The 16,688-nt window shown below is 32.7% G+C and carries 4 protein-coding genes; all 4 read right to left on the bottom strand.

The window, feature by feature from the left end:
* Positions 1–121: 121 nt before the first annotated feature.
* The gene (locus tag NNH57_RS21760; protein WP_132066141.1) at positions 122–3,367 is read right to left on the bottom strand and encodes a hypothetical protein; all 3,246 of its coding nucleotides are present in this window, start codon (positions 3,365–3,367) and stop codon (positions 122–124) included.
* 15 nt (positions 3,368–3,382) lie between these two features.
* On the bottom strand, positions 3,383–6,352 hold the full coding sequence (locus tag NNH57_RS21755; protein ID WP_132066143.1) for a hypothetical protein: 2,970 nt from the start codon (positions 6,350–6,352) through the stop codon (positions 3,383–3,385).
* A gap of 87 nt (positions 6,353–6,439) precedes the next feature.
* Positions 6,440–9,997 carry a hypothetical protein gene (locus tag NNH57_RS21750; RefSeq protein ID WP_108809305.1) on the bottom strand — a complete coding sequence of 1,186 codons (3,558 nt, stop codon included), beginning with the start codon at positions 9,995–9,997 and terminating at the stop codon, positions 6,440–6,442.
* A gap of 50 nt (positions 9,998–10,047) precedes the next feature.
* Complete coding sequence (locus tag NNH57_RS21745) at positions 10,048–16,590, bottom strand: hypothetical protein (protein ID WP_108809304.1); 6,543 nt, start codon at positions 16,588–16,590, stop codon at positions 10,048–10,050.
* Between the last annotated feature and the right edge of the window lie 98 nt (positions 16,591–16,688).

The raw sequence follows: 16,688 nt of genomic DNA, 5'->3' as shown, positions 1-16,688 counted from the left end.
TTGTGTTAAGTACTATATTCCTTATTCATTGTTTTTTGTCATCCCAGTATACACAATGTTCTTTTTTCTCCTTGGTTTCAGAATCGCAACTAAATCGTACCTTGCTATACTCGATGCTCGGTTATTGTCTGGGATTCATTATTACTATTTTAGATATATCAACTCCTCTTAAAGTAATTTCTTCTACCAAATCTTTTAAAGAATCTATACTACAATCATAATGCTTTCCTTTTACATTTATGATTAACATCCCCCCTATATTATCATACTCAAATTGTCCTGCAGTTACCACATCTTTACTATGTAAAAAACTAGACTGATGTAAAATACCCTTTTCATATTTTCCTGCATAAATTTTACCATTTGCATCCATTACAAAAATGAGAGGTGCACTATACGATTCTGTATAACTAGACAACCTTCCTATTTCTTGGTTATATAATTCTCCGTCTTTTACATGTATTTCATAGGGTTTTCGGGCTTTCTTATCCAATAACTTTAAATTAAGGTGATTAAAATCAGATTCTACCAGAGTGTTTGAATATTTGGTTATATACTTTTTTCCCGAAGACCACATTTCCTTACCTTCTATAGTTTTGTCTGATCCAAATATTCTTGCCAGTTTTTCCGTATTGTTCTCTTCGGCTATTTGTTCTGCCAGATTGATACAGATTTTGTTCTCTGATATGGATTCTTTACTCTCACGACGAAAGTTTTCTAACCTATCCATTACGGTTTTTTGTTTTAACACATCATTTCCTGGTTTATTTTTTGTGAATTTCAAAGTAAGTTTTTGGTCTACACCTCCTTTTAAAAAATTCTCAAGATGTTTTTGATTAATCTCGACATCTGTATATCCTAGTTTTTTTGCCCACTGTCCTATTATCAAAGAAAAAGCAGCTTCTTTTGCAGATTCATTATGCTTTTTTAGGCGTTTTATAAATTCATTTGTGTTTTCTATAGTACTGGGTGTATAATTTTTATGCAACGTCGATATAATGTTAGTAACCTCTTCGGTTTTATTTAATCTAGCTAACCCATCTTTAAAAATTGAAAAATCAAGATCGTTACCTTTCATCCTTGATATGTCAAATTCAAAATTGCCATCTTGATTATAGAAAGTAGCATATGACGATTCATAGTTTTGATCTAGATAATAACTAAGAAATCGTATATCATTATTTTGATCTAGTATGTCCACTTTTTTTTCATTAATGATTTTACGGATATAATCCTTACCATTTACATTTATAATACCTCCATCTGATTCCTCAAGTTGTTCTTTTAGTCTTTTTCTAAATTTATCCCATCCGCCCGCTCTATCTATTTCTTTGGTAATTTCACTCGTACTTTTACCGCTTTCTAAATAATATTGTTGTACATCTATAAGGGAGTTATTTTCTCCTTGTCGGGCATCAACATTTTGCTCTTTAAGATCCGCTATTATTTTCCAGATGTATACAAGCCTAGGATCATCTTCTATATAACTACGAAGTTTACTACTATTGTTTAGATCATCATTTAATAAAATTCGATGATGTTCCCAGTATAACATCTCATCATAAAATTCCCCTCTGACTCCATTTTTTTGAACAGAAATCACTATCGTTTTTTCGTCTATTTTTTTTAGCAGTACCAAAGGAAATTTTGAAATAGGGTCCCATTTTCCTGTACGAGTTTTTTGTAGTGTTTCTTGTAAAGTTAGTTGTTGATCAAGTATCTCTATAAACAGATCGTAATCCGGGTCTGTTTCTTTGGTCCATAAAAACTGTATTTTTTCTATAACCCCTTCATTACGTAACTCTTTATAGGCTTCTTCAAAAACACTTTGATCTACTTTATGTTTGCGCAGGTTTGCGGATATATTTTTAAAGTCTGTAATCATGGTATTCTCTTCAAGATAACATACCATAAAAGGGGTATCAGGCGATCCTTGTGCATTCATAACAGCATATGAAATACTTTCCTTATAGGTATGTTTGTAAATTAATGAATTACTACTTCCATGTTCTTCTACTATATATTCCTTTCCATTAATTATTTTTATTCTAGTTTGTTGTTTTTTCCATTGATCAAATCCACCTGCAATTTTTATTTGTTCTGCAATGTCTTCAGGAGTTATAGCTGTGCCTGATTTTTTTTTTATAAATTCATCGATAAAAACCAACGTTTTTTTATCAAGACCTATTGCTTTATCAATTCCTGCTATTTCAGTAATTTTCCAGGATAAAGCCAAACTATAATTTTCAAGAATAATTTCGGTAAATTCATTTTCTCTCAAAAAATCTATCTTAAAAGCTTCCATATACTCTTCTCCGATAATGTTAGCTACCTTATGTAAAGGACCAATAGTACTATTATCAAATTTTTCTGTTATAAACTCAATAATTTCATCATTCACTTTATGGATATCGAGTGGTGATAGTTTAACCTTAAAATCACCTGTGTAAATCCCCATTTTTTTAGAAACTTCTAGAAAAAAGTAAATTTGATTATAAAAAGATTTATCTACCTTATTAAAATGTACTTTTTGAATAGGAATTACTAATTGTCCCAGTTGTTCTAAAGCCATTAAATGATCATGACCACTAATCACTAATAAAGTTTTATCTGGTAATTCGATAACATTTATAACACCTTCTGATAAATCGTATCCATCTTTTAAAAAGATGTTTTTGAGTCCTTCAATGTTATTTTTCCCTCCCTTTACAGGAACCTTGTAAGCTAGTGTGAGGCTGGACAATAAGACAGGTTCTTTTCCTACATCTTTATAAGGTCCCCAGACTCTTTTTACTTTTATGTGAGATTCAAGAACATCTGACCTCAACCTTAACTCTGGAAAATCATACAATAGTTTCCATGCATATGCTAATTTGACACGCTTATCCCGGTCTGCAGCATCAAAGAGATCTTTTAGTTTTTTATTATTATTAATTTCATCTTTAAATTCTTTTATCAATATCTCATCCCAGTCGCCATACAATTCATCCTCAAAATTTACTTTTTTCCATTTTTTCCATCCTCCTTCTTCACCTTTGATTTCCTTAACAATGGTCTTAGAATATTTATCAGGATAATGTTTTATATGTTTTTGAATAATTTTTAGATTATCAACATTGGTAAGGATGTCATCTGTACGTTCTTCTACCGGAAGTGCATCATATAAAATGGCATATAGATCAAAGCTATCTTCTTCTTCAATTATAAACCTTTTAAACTCACTACTAATATCTTCATTCTCTAGCTTAGTATTTAAATCTGTAAACCAGCAATCAGAATTACTGTTGATATTACCCCAACTACAATACATTGATAGGAGTATGAGTATTCCTTTTATTATGAGGTTTATTTTAACTATAAATTTCAATATAATTGTTTTTAATTACTCAATCAAGCTATCTATTTCTATATCCCAAATACTAACCCCTCGTATAGTCAACTCTTCCACAACACTTTTAAGAGACTCCAAGTCAGGCACATAATGCCCGCTTACTACATCAATTATCCATCTTCCTTGTTTATAATGAAACTGCCCTGCGGTTGACAACTTTGCTTCTGGTATAAAACTAGAATGATGAAACACTTTGTCTTTACTAATTCCTACATATATATTTCCTTTTGAGTCCATAACAAAAATCAAAATAGATTCTTCAGATTCCTTAAAATCTGATAAGGATCCAAGTTTATCATTATATAACTTTCCATCTTTTACATATACTTCATAAGGGATTCTTGTTTCCTCATTTAATAATATTAAGTCAGGAAGGTTTTTGTCATCAAGTTTTAAAGTATTACTATAAGCAGGTATATAATATTTTTTTGAGTTCCATATTTTTTCTCCTCTTACTGTCTTGTCAAGTCCAAATATTCTGGCTAATTGTTTAATATCATTTCTTCTGGCAACTTTTTCTACTCTTTTAATACATATATCGATTTCAGAGTTTTTAGAAAAATCTCGAAAATCTTCTAGTTGTCTTTTAACATAAGTGTCAAATTCATAATCTATACTTCCATCAATTGTTTTGGCAAATTGTATGGTAATGTTCTTTTTAACTCCTTGTTGTATCGCCTTTGCATCTTTTAGAGGCACTCTTTCTTCAAACCCTTGTTCTATAGCCCATTTTCCTATAGAAGTCTTCTGAGCTGCTTCATTGGGATTCATAATTACGAGGTTTTTTTTAAACGTAGCGAAACAATCCCTATACACTATTTCTGATGCACTTTTATCCCAATTCATTTCTATTTTAGTGATAGGGGTATTCTTTACCAGTTCGCCAAATGCATCTTTGAAAATCTCAAGTTCTATTTCTCTTTTTTGAGGATGTTTGGCTACAAACAGGTTTCCTGAAAACACTTGCTTATCAACCGAAAATGTTGTTTCATGTTTGGTAAAGAAATTTCCATTCACATAATAGAATAAGATATCGCCATCCAATTTGCTATAAACCTCAATGTTTCTTTTCCCTATTTTTTTAAGGGTATATCCTGCATCATAAATCAACCATTGTTGCCAGCCTTCTTTTTTTATTTTTCTGGCAACAGAAAGAACATTTCCTGAGGATTGCTCTGCCGTATATATATCGATAACCCCTAATTCTCCTTTGGTATTAAGCCGTATTTTTTTTGGTAGATTAATTTCATATGCTGCTTTCCATATTTTTAATACATCAAGATCTTCGTTGATAGCGTTTTCGAGGGTTAAAGACTCTTTCAGATCAGATTTTAGCATTTCTTTATCGGCAGTACTCCAATCTTCTCCTAATTCCTTTATAAATTCCCAGGTATTGTTTACATCACTGTTTCCTTGTACTGACTGCTTCCAAAGATCATATCCTCCACTTTCATGAATATTGGTTTTGATTGTAATCCATCTTTTATCAGGATTTTGTTGACTATAATTTTGTAGAAAATCCAGATTGTCTTTGGTACATTCGATTTTTAAATCATGCAACACCTTCCACCCTTCAAGCACTTCGTTATCAACAAAATAACCAGGGAAATTTTCTATATCTTTTCTTAGTGATTCCAGATATTCTGGTCTTACTGATTCTACAGCAGTTTTCACAAATTCTGGTTTAACAACAATTAAATCGGTAGATGAAGAATTCTTGATTTTATCAACAATACTAGGATCTATTTTCACAAATGGGTATTTATCTTTTACCCATTTACCTGTATAGGTTGCCAGTGCTGCTTGTTCTGGTGTTAAATTATCTGACAAGTCCTCTTGAAAATGATCAAAATTGTCAGAAAGTTTGCGATTAATAAACTTATCAGGGATTCGATCAATCGTATTGGTTCCTCCCAGCCTGTCAAAAGCATAGTGAAACATCCCTTTACCAATTCCTTGATTTTTTAATTTAAATTTATCTTCAATATTTACGAATTGAATAAGTCTTCCATTTCTTAGTTCGAAACTGGCTATTTCATGAATCTCATTTTCAAAATCTATTGAAAATGTAATTATATTTTTTGCAGAATCATCAATAATAATAGGGGTATTATTTTCTCCTAATTTTAGGATATTTTTATGATCGCCGTCTGCTACTGCTGTTACATTTTTTTTCCAGGCAACGTACCCTCCAGCTTCTTTGATTTCTGCAATAATCTGATCTGGTTTTTTGGGGTACGTATCTACATATTTTTCTATAAATTGTAATTCGTCAATATCCAGAAGCTGTGCATTGGTATGATTTTCTACAGGAATAGATTCAAATCGAACTTGATAGGCAACCCAACTCGTTTCTTTGGCTGTCATATAGTCCTGAAAACGATCCAAGGGTTTTCCCGAGGCTGTTTCTGTCTTTAATTTAGCAAATAGATCTTCAATCCAGCACTGAGCGGTACTTGTATAAACAGTTGTTATAAAAATGATACATGTTACTATATATTTTATCTTTTTGATCGAAAAAACCTTTGCCTCTCTTTTTTTGTTCTGCATTCCATCCTTCGATTTTGATTGCTCTAAAGATTCTGTACCTTCATTATCTTTAAATTGTATTTTCCATACATCATATCCTCCTATATCAACAATCTCTCTAATAATTTGATTAGAGGTTTTATTGCTATAAGTGTTAGCATAATCATCTATAAAGTTGAGTTCATTAATATCCATAAGCACCCTATCATCGTTTCGCTTATTGGCAGGAGTGGTTTCCCATCTTATTTTATAGGCATTCCAACCATTTGTTCTGTTTTTTATGTAGGTCTGAAAAGAATTAAGAAGACTTTCTGGTTCTGCTTCTCTTTTTAATTTAGCCACTAAATCATTAGACCAGCATTGGGTATTTTTTTGACGCCTCAATACTGTAAAAAGTAACCTTGTAAAAATGTACTTTATGATTTTACTCATTTTTTATATATCACTATTCTTATTATTTTATCTTAATTTTCTATGAAAAAAATATGGGTACCTGTTATACCGGTTCTCACATGACCTCTAATCACAAACTTCTCCTCCTTTTTTTATAAAGTCTATAAAAGAATGTAGTATTCTTATATTCTTACCTTCTTTTGGGACTTCATAAAGTTTGTAGCGTATCCATCCTTTTTTAAAATTCTCCTTCATTTTATCTGTTGGTAACTCACTATATATTTTATATACTTCATAATTCTCCAACTGTTTTATAAATTCTGTTTCAGTAACTCCACTATTAAAACCTATTGTATTTTCTTTTCGCAAAATGTTACCCCCGTCTTCTGTTTGTTTTACTATCGTTCCTCCTTCTATTATTCTTTTTTCTAGAAATCTCCCATTGGCGATATAACAAATCTGTCCTGCCTGATCATGAACACTAACATAATATTTGTTACTACCTTTCCTGATGAATGTAAACGTAATATCAACTCCCTTAAATTGAGAAGGATCAAAAATAGTGTGAACCTGTTCTAAGTTTTTCAATAAAGGAATCACCTGATTTTTTTTGTTTTGTATAGCCTTCTGAAATCCATCTAACCCTTTTATATCGCTATAAACAAATCGGTCTTTTGATACCAGCATTATCTTAAGATATTTTGCCAATCTAATAGGAATCTTAACTTTGTTCTCCTTCAGCATTTTCCATAAACGAACCAGTTTTATCTTTTCTGCATCATTTGCACCTGTAAATAGTTTTACAAGGTCTGGATTCCTGAGTGTCTTTTTTAACTCAATAATATCGATATCTCTCCATTTTTTGATATCTTCAAGAAAATCCAATGAGATATCATCGGTAGAGTTGCCTGTGACAATAGATTTCCAAGCGCCCCAGCCTCCATCTTCTTTGATTTCCTTGTAAATTTGTTCGGAGGTTTTTTCAGGAAGTTTCTGCATATAATCTTTCAAAAATTTCAATTCTCCATTTTTTCCTCTTCTGATCGCATGTACTACATTAAGTTTCTTAAATATTATCCATTGTTCGATCAAACCTTGATCTTTTTTTAGAGCTTCTGCAAATACCTTGTCTACTTTCAAGTCGATTGTCAATTCTAATTTATACTTTTCATTATCGCCTACTAATGGTAACAATTCATCTATATAAGTATGTGTTTTCCAATTCGGAAAATAAGCATCCATATATGCTATGGCTTCACGCTTAATCTTGTCATATTCTAAAAAATTCACGGCTGACACCCCCGTGAATTCACCTGTATAATTACCTGTCAATTTTGATATCAAAATTGTTTTTACATCCTCTTTTGATGAAGTATTGAAATCATGTATTGCTACAGGTATTATTCTTTGCTTGAATTCTGTGGTGAGTACATGAAATATATGATGACTTTCATCATCTTTGACAAGTAACTTATCTTCAAATTTAATCACCCTCACAGGTTTACTAAGATCATATCCATTGGATATTGCTGCTTTTTTGATCTCATCCATTTTCTGAAGTCTATTGGTATTTGTTAATTCTCGTGGATTATAGGCTCTTACCAATTGAGTCACTTCTACAGGATGCACCCCTTTCATGTATTTTCCTTTTCTTTTTAATAGAACATAAGATTTCAAAAGCCCTTCTTTTTGGCATAACCCAGGGAATCTATTTAGCCTTTGCCAAGCATAAGCAATCTTTTTTTGCTCAGGCGGGTTCAATTCAAGCAAAAGGGTTTCTATATGTTGATTTTTGCTAATAAAATCTTTGAAGAGTAGTTCTAGTGGAGTACCCCACCCTGCTATTTCACCTATAAACTTATTTAACTTGTTTTTTAATTGAGTTTTCACCCAAACATCCCATCCATCTTTTTTAATACTATTTGCAATGTCATTTGGTAGTATTTTGGGATTATTTTTCTGATAGGTTTCTAATAGAGTATATGCTTCACTTTCGCCTTTTCGTATAGCAGGATCAACTTTTGCATTTTTTAAGATTCTCCAGAATTTTGCTATTTCATACCGTTGTACATTATCTATATCACGTGTAAAAAACCACTCCTTTAATTTCTCTGATGCTTCGAGATCGGTTAAAAAATTATTTTTTTCTTTTCTTGTCCAATTTTCTAAAGTATTCTCAAATTCTGCCCAGTCATAATCTCCTTTTTCAAAACCTATTCTGTCTCCTTTTTTCAGGATTTTATCATTCTTAGTTTCCAGTACTACTTCTCCATCTTCGAGTGTTATTTTATCATGAAATTTTCCTTTTTTTGAGTAACAAATCTGCCCATGTTTATAAAGAACATTAGTATGATATGTTCCTTCTATTTTTGTAAAGCTGAAGGTGATATCAACTCCTTTTAATTTTGTAATATCAAAAAAAGTATTCGCTCTTTTTAATTCTACCAGTAAGTCTCTTGATATTTTTATATTTTTGAAAGCATGTTTATATCCATCCAATCCTTTTATACCATCATACACAAAACGATTTTTTGTATTCATCATCGTATTAAAATTACCTTCTGATGTAATTATTTTACGATAGGGTTTTAGCATCAACCAGATTTTTAGCACATCATTAGTATCATTGGCATTATTCTCTATTGCTTTATTGAATACTTTTCTTACTCTTTTATTCTCTTCTAAAAATGAATACAAATCCTTTTCATAAGTAGTATTCCAGTCAGGAGCCTTCTCTATACCTGTAATAAAATCGATCCAGGACTGTTCTCTAAAACCAAGTTCCTTTCCTGTTCGTACTATACTATAGTTTTCATAAACCCCTATTACATCATCCCCATTAAGTAGTTGTTTTTTACTGGATAACGATTCCCCTTTTTTCGAAAATTCACATACAATATCGTTTTTCCCGTCATGTATCCTAAAAACTATGCCTTTGTAGCTATAAGAAGCTATATCTATTGACCCAAAAATTTTATCTGCATTTTTTAAGCTTGAAAAGAAATCCTGTACATGTAATTTATTAGGTCTCAAGAATATTTCTTTAAGGGTTTCTTCTAGATTTATCTCTCCGTTTTCAAACTTAGTCTTTGCTCTGGTGATTAATGCAATATGATCTGCCGTTATATGATTTGGATGGTTGCTAAGCATTTTCCAAGATAGGGCAAGTTTTATCTTTTCTGCATCGTCTGCATCTGCTAATAGTTTTGCAAGGTCTAGATCGCTGAGTGCTTCTGTGAAGCCTTTTGTGTCCTTATCCTCCCAGTTTTTGATCCCTATAAGAAAATCTAATGAGATATCATCAATAGAGTCACCATTAAATGTTGCTTTCCAGGCATCCCAACCGCCGGCGTTTTTAAGTTCTAATATAAACTCATCAATAGTATCATCACCTATGTTGGCTTTAATGAGTTTTAAGTTTTCGATATTGGTAACAAAAGCATCATCTCTCGCCATATCAATTCTATGAGCGGTTTTAAATACCTTTATATTTTCGCTAGAGGCATCTATAAAATCTTTAAACTTCTTGTTAGTATTATCTGATTCTAATAGTTCGCTCAACCTTTTTAATCCACAATCATTCTCTAAACAATCAACTCTTGTGTAAGAGGTAGCACTAGCTATACATATTGTAAAAAATACAAGCAGTCCTAAAAAAATATGTTTTATGTTATGTTTTGTCATGCTTTTTTATGATCAGAAAGAAGGCTACCTCTTTTTAAAATAGATTTAATCTATTTATACATATTACAAATGTCTCCCTTAGGGAATTCGCCTCTAAACTCTTTCCATTCGTCAAAGAATCTTTTAACGTTAACAAAAGCCCCTTCATACTCTTCAAAATCTGTTTTAAATACCTTTTTTAGTTCTGGTGATAGTTCATTGTATTTTTTGTATAACTCTTTATTAGAGGATTTTTTTAACATATCTACAAATTTTGCTTCTATAGCAGCGTCATCCATTTTTACCCAGGTATGCTCATTTCCCACTTTTATATATTTATAGTTATAGTTATCAACCCATTGGTCTCCATAGGTTTTGGCAATATCTGAATCTGTATCTATAAATTTTATCTTATCGACAGTATCACTACCTCCCAGTCGTTTTATAGCATCGGTATAGATGGCTTTGCCTATATTTTGTATGCCTTGATCCGATTGGATGGTAATTACCAGATTTTTGTCTAATCGATCAAATTGTATGGTTTCTGTAAATTTATCTCCTGCTTTTTTACCATAGATGATCTGATTCGCATCTTTTGAGGTGTGGATATACAGTTCTTCTCCTGCGATATCTCTGGCTATATAGTTTTTACCATCAATAATAATCCCGCTCAAGTTTTCTCTCCAGGCTTCAAAACTACCAGCTTCTTTGATCTCTTTTTCTATAGTTGTCCACTTTCTTGATTCCTTTATATCATCATCCATTTCATTGAAGCGTTTTTGCAAAAATGCTAGCTCTCCATCTTGATTCAGGCATGCTTTACGCTGGTTCAAAATGTCTAGTAAGTACCATCCGTTATAGAAAGATTTTGGGTTTGATTTTAGAGTTTTGACCAAATTTTGTGAGGTATCCAAATCGTTTATAAATCGAGCAAGTCTAGCATCATCTCCTCCAAGAATACGTAATACACTTTTGTTTTTACATATTTGAGAATACTTATCTTTGAGGGCTACCCAAACTTCGAGATACTCTTTTGCGTTTTTCTTATCCGCAGTAGTTTTAATTGTAGTAAACAAATTTGCAACATCTGGATTGTCTTTTTTAAATTTCAGGAATTCATCTTGTAATGCTTCATCGCCTTTCCATGGTTTTCCTAATTCGTCAAAAAATGTTTTAAACTGTTTGTCTGTGATGAGAAGACCTCCATTGATCCATGTGTCATACCCCTGGTCTTGTATTGCTCTTTGCACCTGATCTATGTCTAATCCATCTTTCTCCATTTTATGGATAATGGCGGTATACTCCTTATTGTTGTTGAGTCGTTCGTTTCCTTTTTTCAGGGTTTGCCATAGCTGTGTTGCTCTGGCATCTGTTTCAAAAAACTTAACTAGCTCTTCAGAAGCATCAAAGTCTGCAACGAGTTGGGTAAGATCCTCTCCTTTGATATCTAATATCATTGGATTTTTGATACATACATCGGGATAGTCATGATCTATAATCAGTTTCTTCAAGGTATTGGCACGTTGTTTTTGAAGGTCTATCGCTACAGATCCAGAAAACATTTCGTTTAGGCTTTTATGATCTGCGATAAAATTTCCAATTTTTTCTCTTAACTCTTTATTTGTCCAATCTTCTCCTAACTGATCAAATAGCTTATCAAAACTGTTTCCTTCTTCTAGATAGAAATCTCCATTTTTGAATCCAATACTATTATTATTTTTCAGGATTGTATGATCTGCTGTTTTTATCAATTCTTCTCCATCTCGCATCCCTCGTTTATAAGTAGGCAATCCTTCTTTATAATAACAAATTTGCCCTGCCTGATCCATAACATTAGGATAATATGCATAATCTACTTCTGTAATACTAAACTCTACCTGAGTTCCTTTTAATTTTGAAGGGTCAAAAAACTGATTGGCATGTTCAAACCCTTTAAACAGTCCTGACTGCTCTAGTATATTTCTCTTTTTAAACGCTTTTTCAAATCCGGCGATTCCTTTTTCTCCATCATATACGAATCGTTCTTTGGTTCTTATAATAGTATTAAAATTATCTACTGATCCAACTGCTGTAGGGTTCTCCTTCAACATGATCCAGATTCTTAATACATTATTGAGATCATCAGAATTATTTAAGTTTCTATCAAATAATTTTTTAATTTTTTTATTATCGTCCAAAAATGTTCTTAACTCATCTTTAAAACCTTCTTTAAAACTAGGAGCTTTCTCCATATTTGCAAAAAAATCAGTCCAAGTCAACTTTTTAAATCCAAGTGCATTTTTGTTATTTCGTACTATATTATATCCATTATATGTTCCTAATACAACAAGCTCCTTATCATATAATTCTTTTAAAGAACTATCAGGCACCACACCATCCATAATTTTACAAACCGGATTTTTTGTATCATTTGTAATATCTACAACCTTTAGTATGCTTGGCATTGATACATCATAAAAAGCAATCAATTGACCATCTGCTCCTTTTATCTTTCCAAAAATCTGATCGGCCGTATTCAAACTTTTTAAAAATTCTGCGATCTCTAATTTCCCAGCCTTTTTGATTGCTGCTTCAAGCGCTTCACTTCCTTTTGTTGTCTTGGTTTTGACCTGATCGGTAACTCTGGATAGGAGTGTGACATGATTTGGTGTCACCTGATCTGGGAATTTGCTAAGCATCTTCCAGGATTGAGCCAACTTCATTTTTTCTGCATTGTCTGCATCTGCAAATAGTTTTGCTATCTCCGGATCGTCTTTTAGGGCTTGTCTTAATCCATCGGTATCGGTGTCGTTCCAGTTTTTGATGCCTGCAAGGAAATCATAAGAGAGATCGTCGGTTGGATTGTCTGAGCCAGCTTTCCATCCCACTGTACCATCATCACTTTTCATGATATCAAAGATTCGCTCTCCTAATGGTTTTTCTTCTCCTGCATCCATTTTTACTCGTACCTGATATCCATCAGGAGTAATTACGACAGCATCAGGAGCAAGGGTATTGTCTATTTCTTTCCAGATTTCTTTCCCGATCAGGATAATTTTTTTGGCTGTGATATCGATTTGCATCAATAGGGTATTTCCCCAGTATACGAGACCGCCTTTGGTAACCCTATATCCTTTTTGAAGAAGGGTTATCAAGTTTGACCTAAAACCACTAGGTAATTGGGCCATATCAAGGATATCCTCTTCATCTACTCGCTTGAAAGCATCCACTATAGCCTTTGTTTGATCACGAAGCTTTTTGGCATCTTTGCGAGCCTCTACTGCTGCTGCTGCCAGATTATCGATTGCCATTTCTTGTGATGCCAGTAGCTCTCTTGCTTGTTCATAACGAGGGGCAAATTGATCGGGAAATTCTGCTTTCAACCCCCTTAGAGAGGGTAGTAACAGATTTCCATTATAGGTAATCTTGTGTCCTTTGAAGGATTTCATACCCTCTACAGCCATTTTGAACCCGGCTGTACCTGATTTTGCAATGATTTTTCCTCCTTTTGTAGCGAGTGTAAATAACTCTGGCAATGCTGCCGGAATTTGTGCGAGTTCATACAACAAAATAATAGTTTGTACTCCTTGTACAAAATCGGCTCCAAAAGCATTTTTCATCCCTTCTTCATCGATCTCGACCACCAGATTAACGGATGCAAAAACAATTTCGACTCCTTCTCCTAATAGGGGAGCTAATGCCCCTCCTGTGGATGCGATCACCACTCCTCCAACAATTATAGCGGCTGTTTCTCCTATGATAGCGGCCAATTTTTCATTTTTGGCTCCATCTATAAGATTATCCATCCATGCCAGATACATAGCAGGTACCATAATAATGGTTCCTTTTTTATAAGATACTTGGTCACTAATACTCGTATCATCCAGAAACTGAACGGTTACCCAACTCATAGGGTCTATTTTCTTGGCATCGATAATAGTTTTCTCATTTTGACCATATCCATCCTTGATCCTCAGGTTTACTGTCACATAAGCTGATTCGGTAGTAAAATCGATATTGGATTCGAGTTTGAAATAATTATAATTGTATGTTCCTCCTGTCGAGTTTCCGAGAAGATTGGTTTTGAGCATGGGTGTAAATAGATATTCCTCCATATCGATCTTATCAATCTTACTGATATCTGATTTAAGATAATCTACCTTATCCATAAGAAATTGATCTACATGCCTGGTATCAGGAATGGGGTTGACCATTTTTATAATATCAGATAATTGTTTTACAAAATTGGTGGCATACTCATTATCGGTATTCCATATCTCGGTAATTCCTGAATCGTGCAATACATTCCAGATACGGCCAAAAAGTTGATTGTTATTGGCTTTTAATTCTTTTGATATAAGCCCTGCATCTGTTATACTCAGATTATCAAACAGATGAGAAATTAATCCTTCGCTATCGCTGAAGAAAATACTTTCGCCTCTGTCTAGTGCATATTCTAGTATATTTATACGATCTTGTACATCGCCAATACCATCGTTTAATAATTTTGTGTAATTGGTGATAAACTGCCCTTCGAGTTCATTAGAATTAAGTAATTTTAGGCAGCTCTTTAAGTATTGATAGCTTTTTATTTTTGATGTTACATCTCCTCTCGAATACGTCAAAAAATTATAAATAATTTCTTTTTCTTCTTTGGTTTTTTCATCTATGTTATTGAAAATATTGGCTACTAAATATTCGTGGCTACTATCTAATACAATATCATTACGTAATGCCCATCGTATCAAAGTCAGATATACCTGCTGATCTTTTTTTAGACTAATGATTTTATCTAATCCTTTATAAAAATTTGTAGCGTATGAATCACGAACATATCCAGAGGTTATTATCTTTTTTAAGATTTTCATATCCAAAAGATCCTGACCTATCAGATAATTATATATTCTTGCATCCTGAGGTACATAAGCGAAGATATCCAGTACAAAATGAGCTACACGTTCTTCTCTTTGCGGATCTATGTTTGATGTAAGTTTTTTGCTTCCGAAAGCTGTTTCTAAGAGTTCTATAAATACTTCATGATTATCTCTTTTATTAAGAAATGATCCCAGAGTATTTGCTAGTTCTTTTAAATATTCTTCGTTATAAACTGTATCCCAGGTTAAAAACCGTAAGATATTTCTTAGGTTGTTATATTCATCATTGGTAAGATATTTTTCAAAATATTCATCATCTGATGCTATATTGAATGATGCTATTTGAGTAATTGCTTTGGCAATGGGGTTTTTGTCCCAATTGAATTCTTTTTCTGCTTCAAAGACTGTGTTTAGTAAGTATGCCCGTTCTTTCTTAAGGTATTCTCCATCATTTTGATGTCCTATGTACAAAAGGGCACCCAGAAATGAGGTGTAATGTTTTTCATCAAAAGGATTGATAGACATATCATCCATTTCTGTAAGTAAAGTACGTAGCAGTTTATTATTATCATTTTTGAGATCGTCAAACAGTGCTTCATAATGGGTATTGGGGATGGTATGCAAATAATATAAAATGACCGCTTCGCCAGCTTCTTTGATACCTCCTTTGGCTATAGTGTGTATGGCTTTACTTATATAGGTATAGTCTATAGTACGCAATACATCAGAACACAGGTTTTCTGTTGCCTTGATGATTTGTTGAGCATCTTCTGTAGTTACTGATTTTATAAAAATTTCTTTCTGTCGAGCTACTTCGGCACTTTCTATACTTGTGCAAGAACTCTTGCTTAACAGATCAACTAACATCTCTTTTAGCAGTTTTGAGTCTGGTAATGATACTCCCATCAGATAATTGTACCATCCATTAATACGCTTCAGGTTTTTATCCCCTACAGTACTTGATAGCATTTTTATTTGGTTATTTAGCTCTTTCTTATTTATAGGGTTTGTTTCAAAATAACTACCATTATGATCATATTTTGAAACTGAATACCATTTGATTGCCCCACTTTGACCACTTATGCCAGATTCCTTCTTTAACGCGAAATAGTATTTTGACAAAGCTACCACCCCGTTATCAGAAGCTTTCGCTATTGTTTTTTGTATTAGTGTTGTTAATGAAGCTCTTATTTCCTTATCAAAAAAATGAGTTAGTTTTTTAAGAACTTGTTGCAATGCTTCTTTCTCTGGTTCTTTTTCTTCTATAAGATCAGCATAATAAGATTTTACCGATTCTGTTTTTCCTTTAGGAGGAAAGTAAGGTACCAGGATTGCTGTCTTTTTATTTGAAACTCCATAATAAATCAAAGGTTTCCCTGCTTCTCTTAATTTTGTATTATATCCTTCCAGAGCTTCATTAAGTTCTTCTATATTATCTATAGGGGTATTCTCTATTCCGATATCAGTAAGATCAAACTGGTTTTCTACAAATGCATCACCATCTCCTGACATCGTTTTAGGGTTAAATGTATCATCACCTACCACATACACGTACCACTTTTTCCCTAATACATTTGTCTTATTGTAACTAATCAAATACTCTAATTGATTCGCAATTCCTGTTTGTACTTCTTCGAGTGTTTTATACGTTACACCTTCCGTAAGCGGAATTTTATCTATAGCATAAGCTGTACTTTGAATACTTATTACTACTAGTATTGCCAAAAGGATTACCTTTTTTTGTATTTCTCTTAAAAACATAATGTTTTTTATTTCTTTAAAAATTGTACGCTTTGGTATTTTGAAACCCTATTGTTTTCATAGTAAAAACCAAATATTGAACCTATAACATCTATCTT

It is taken from the genome of Aquimarina spinulae (genome assembly GCF_943373825.1).
In the GTDB taxonomy this organism is placed as follows: domain Bacteria; phylum Bacteroidota; class Bacteroidia; order Flavobacteriales; family Flavobacteriaceae; genus Aquimarina; species Aquimarina spinulae.
Note: the sequence above shows the minus strand (reverse complement) of the source record. Positions and strands in the feature narration are given on the sequence as shown.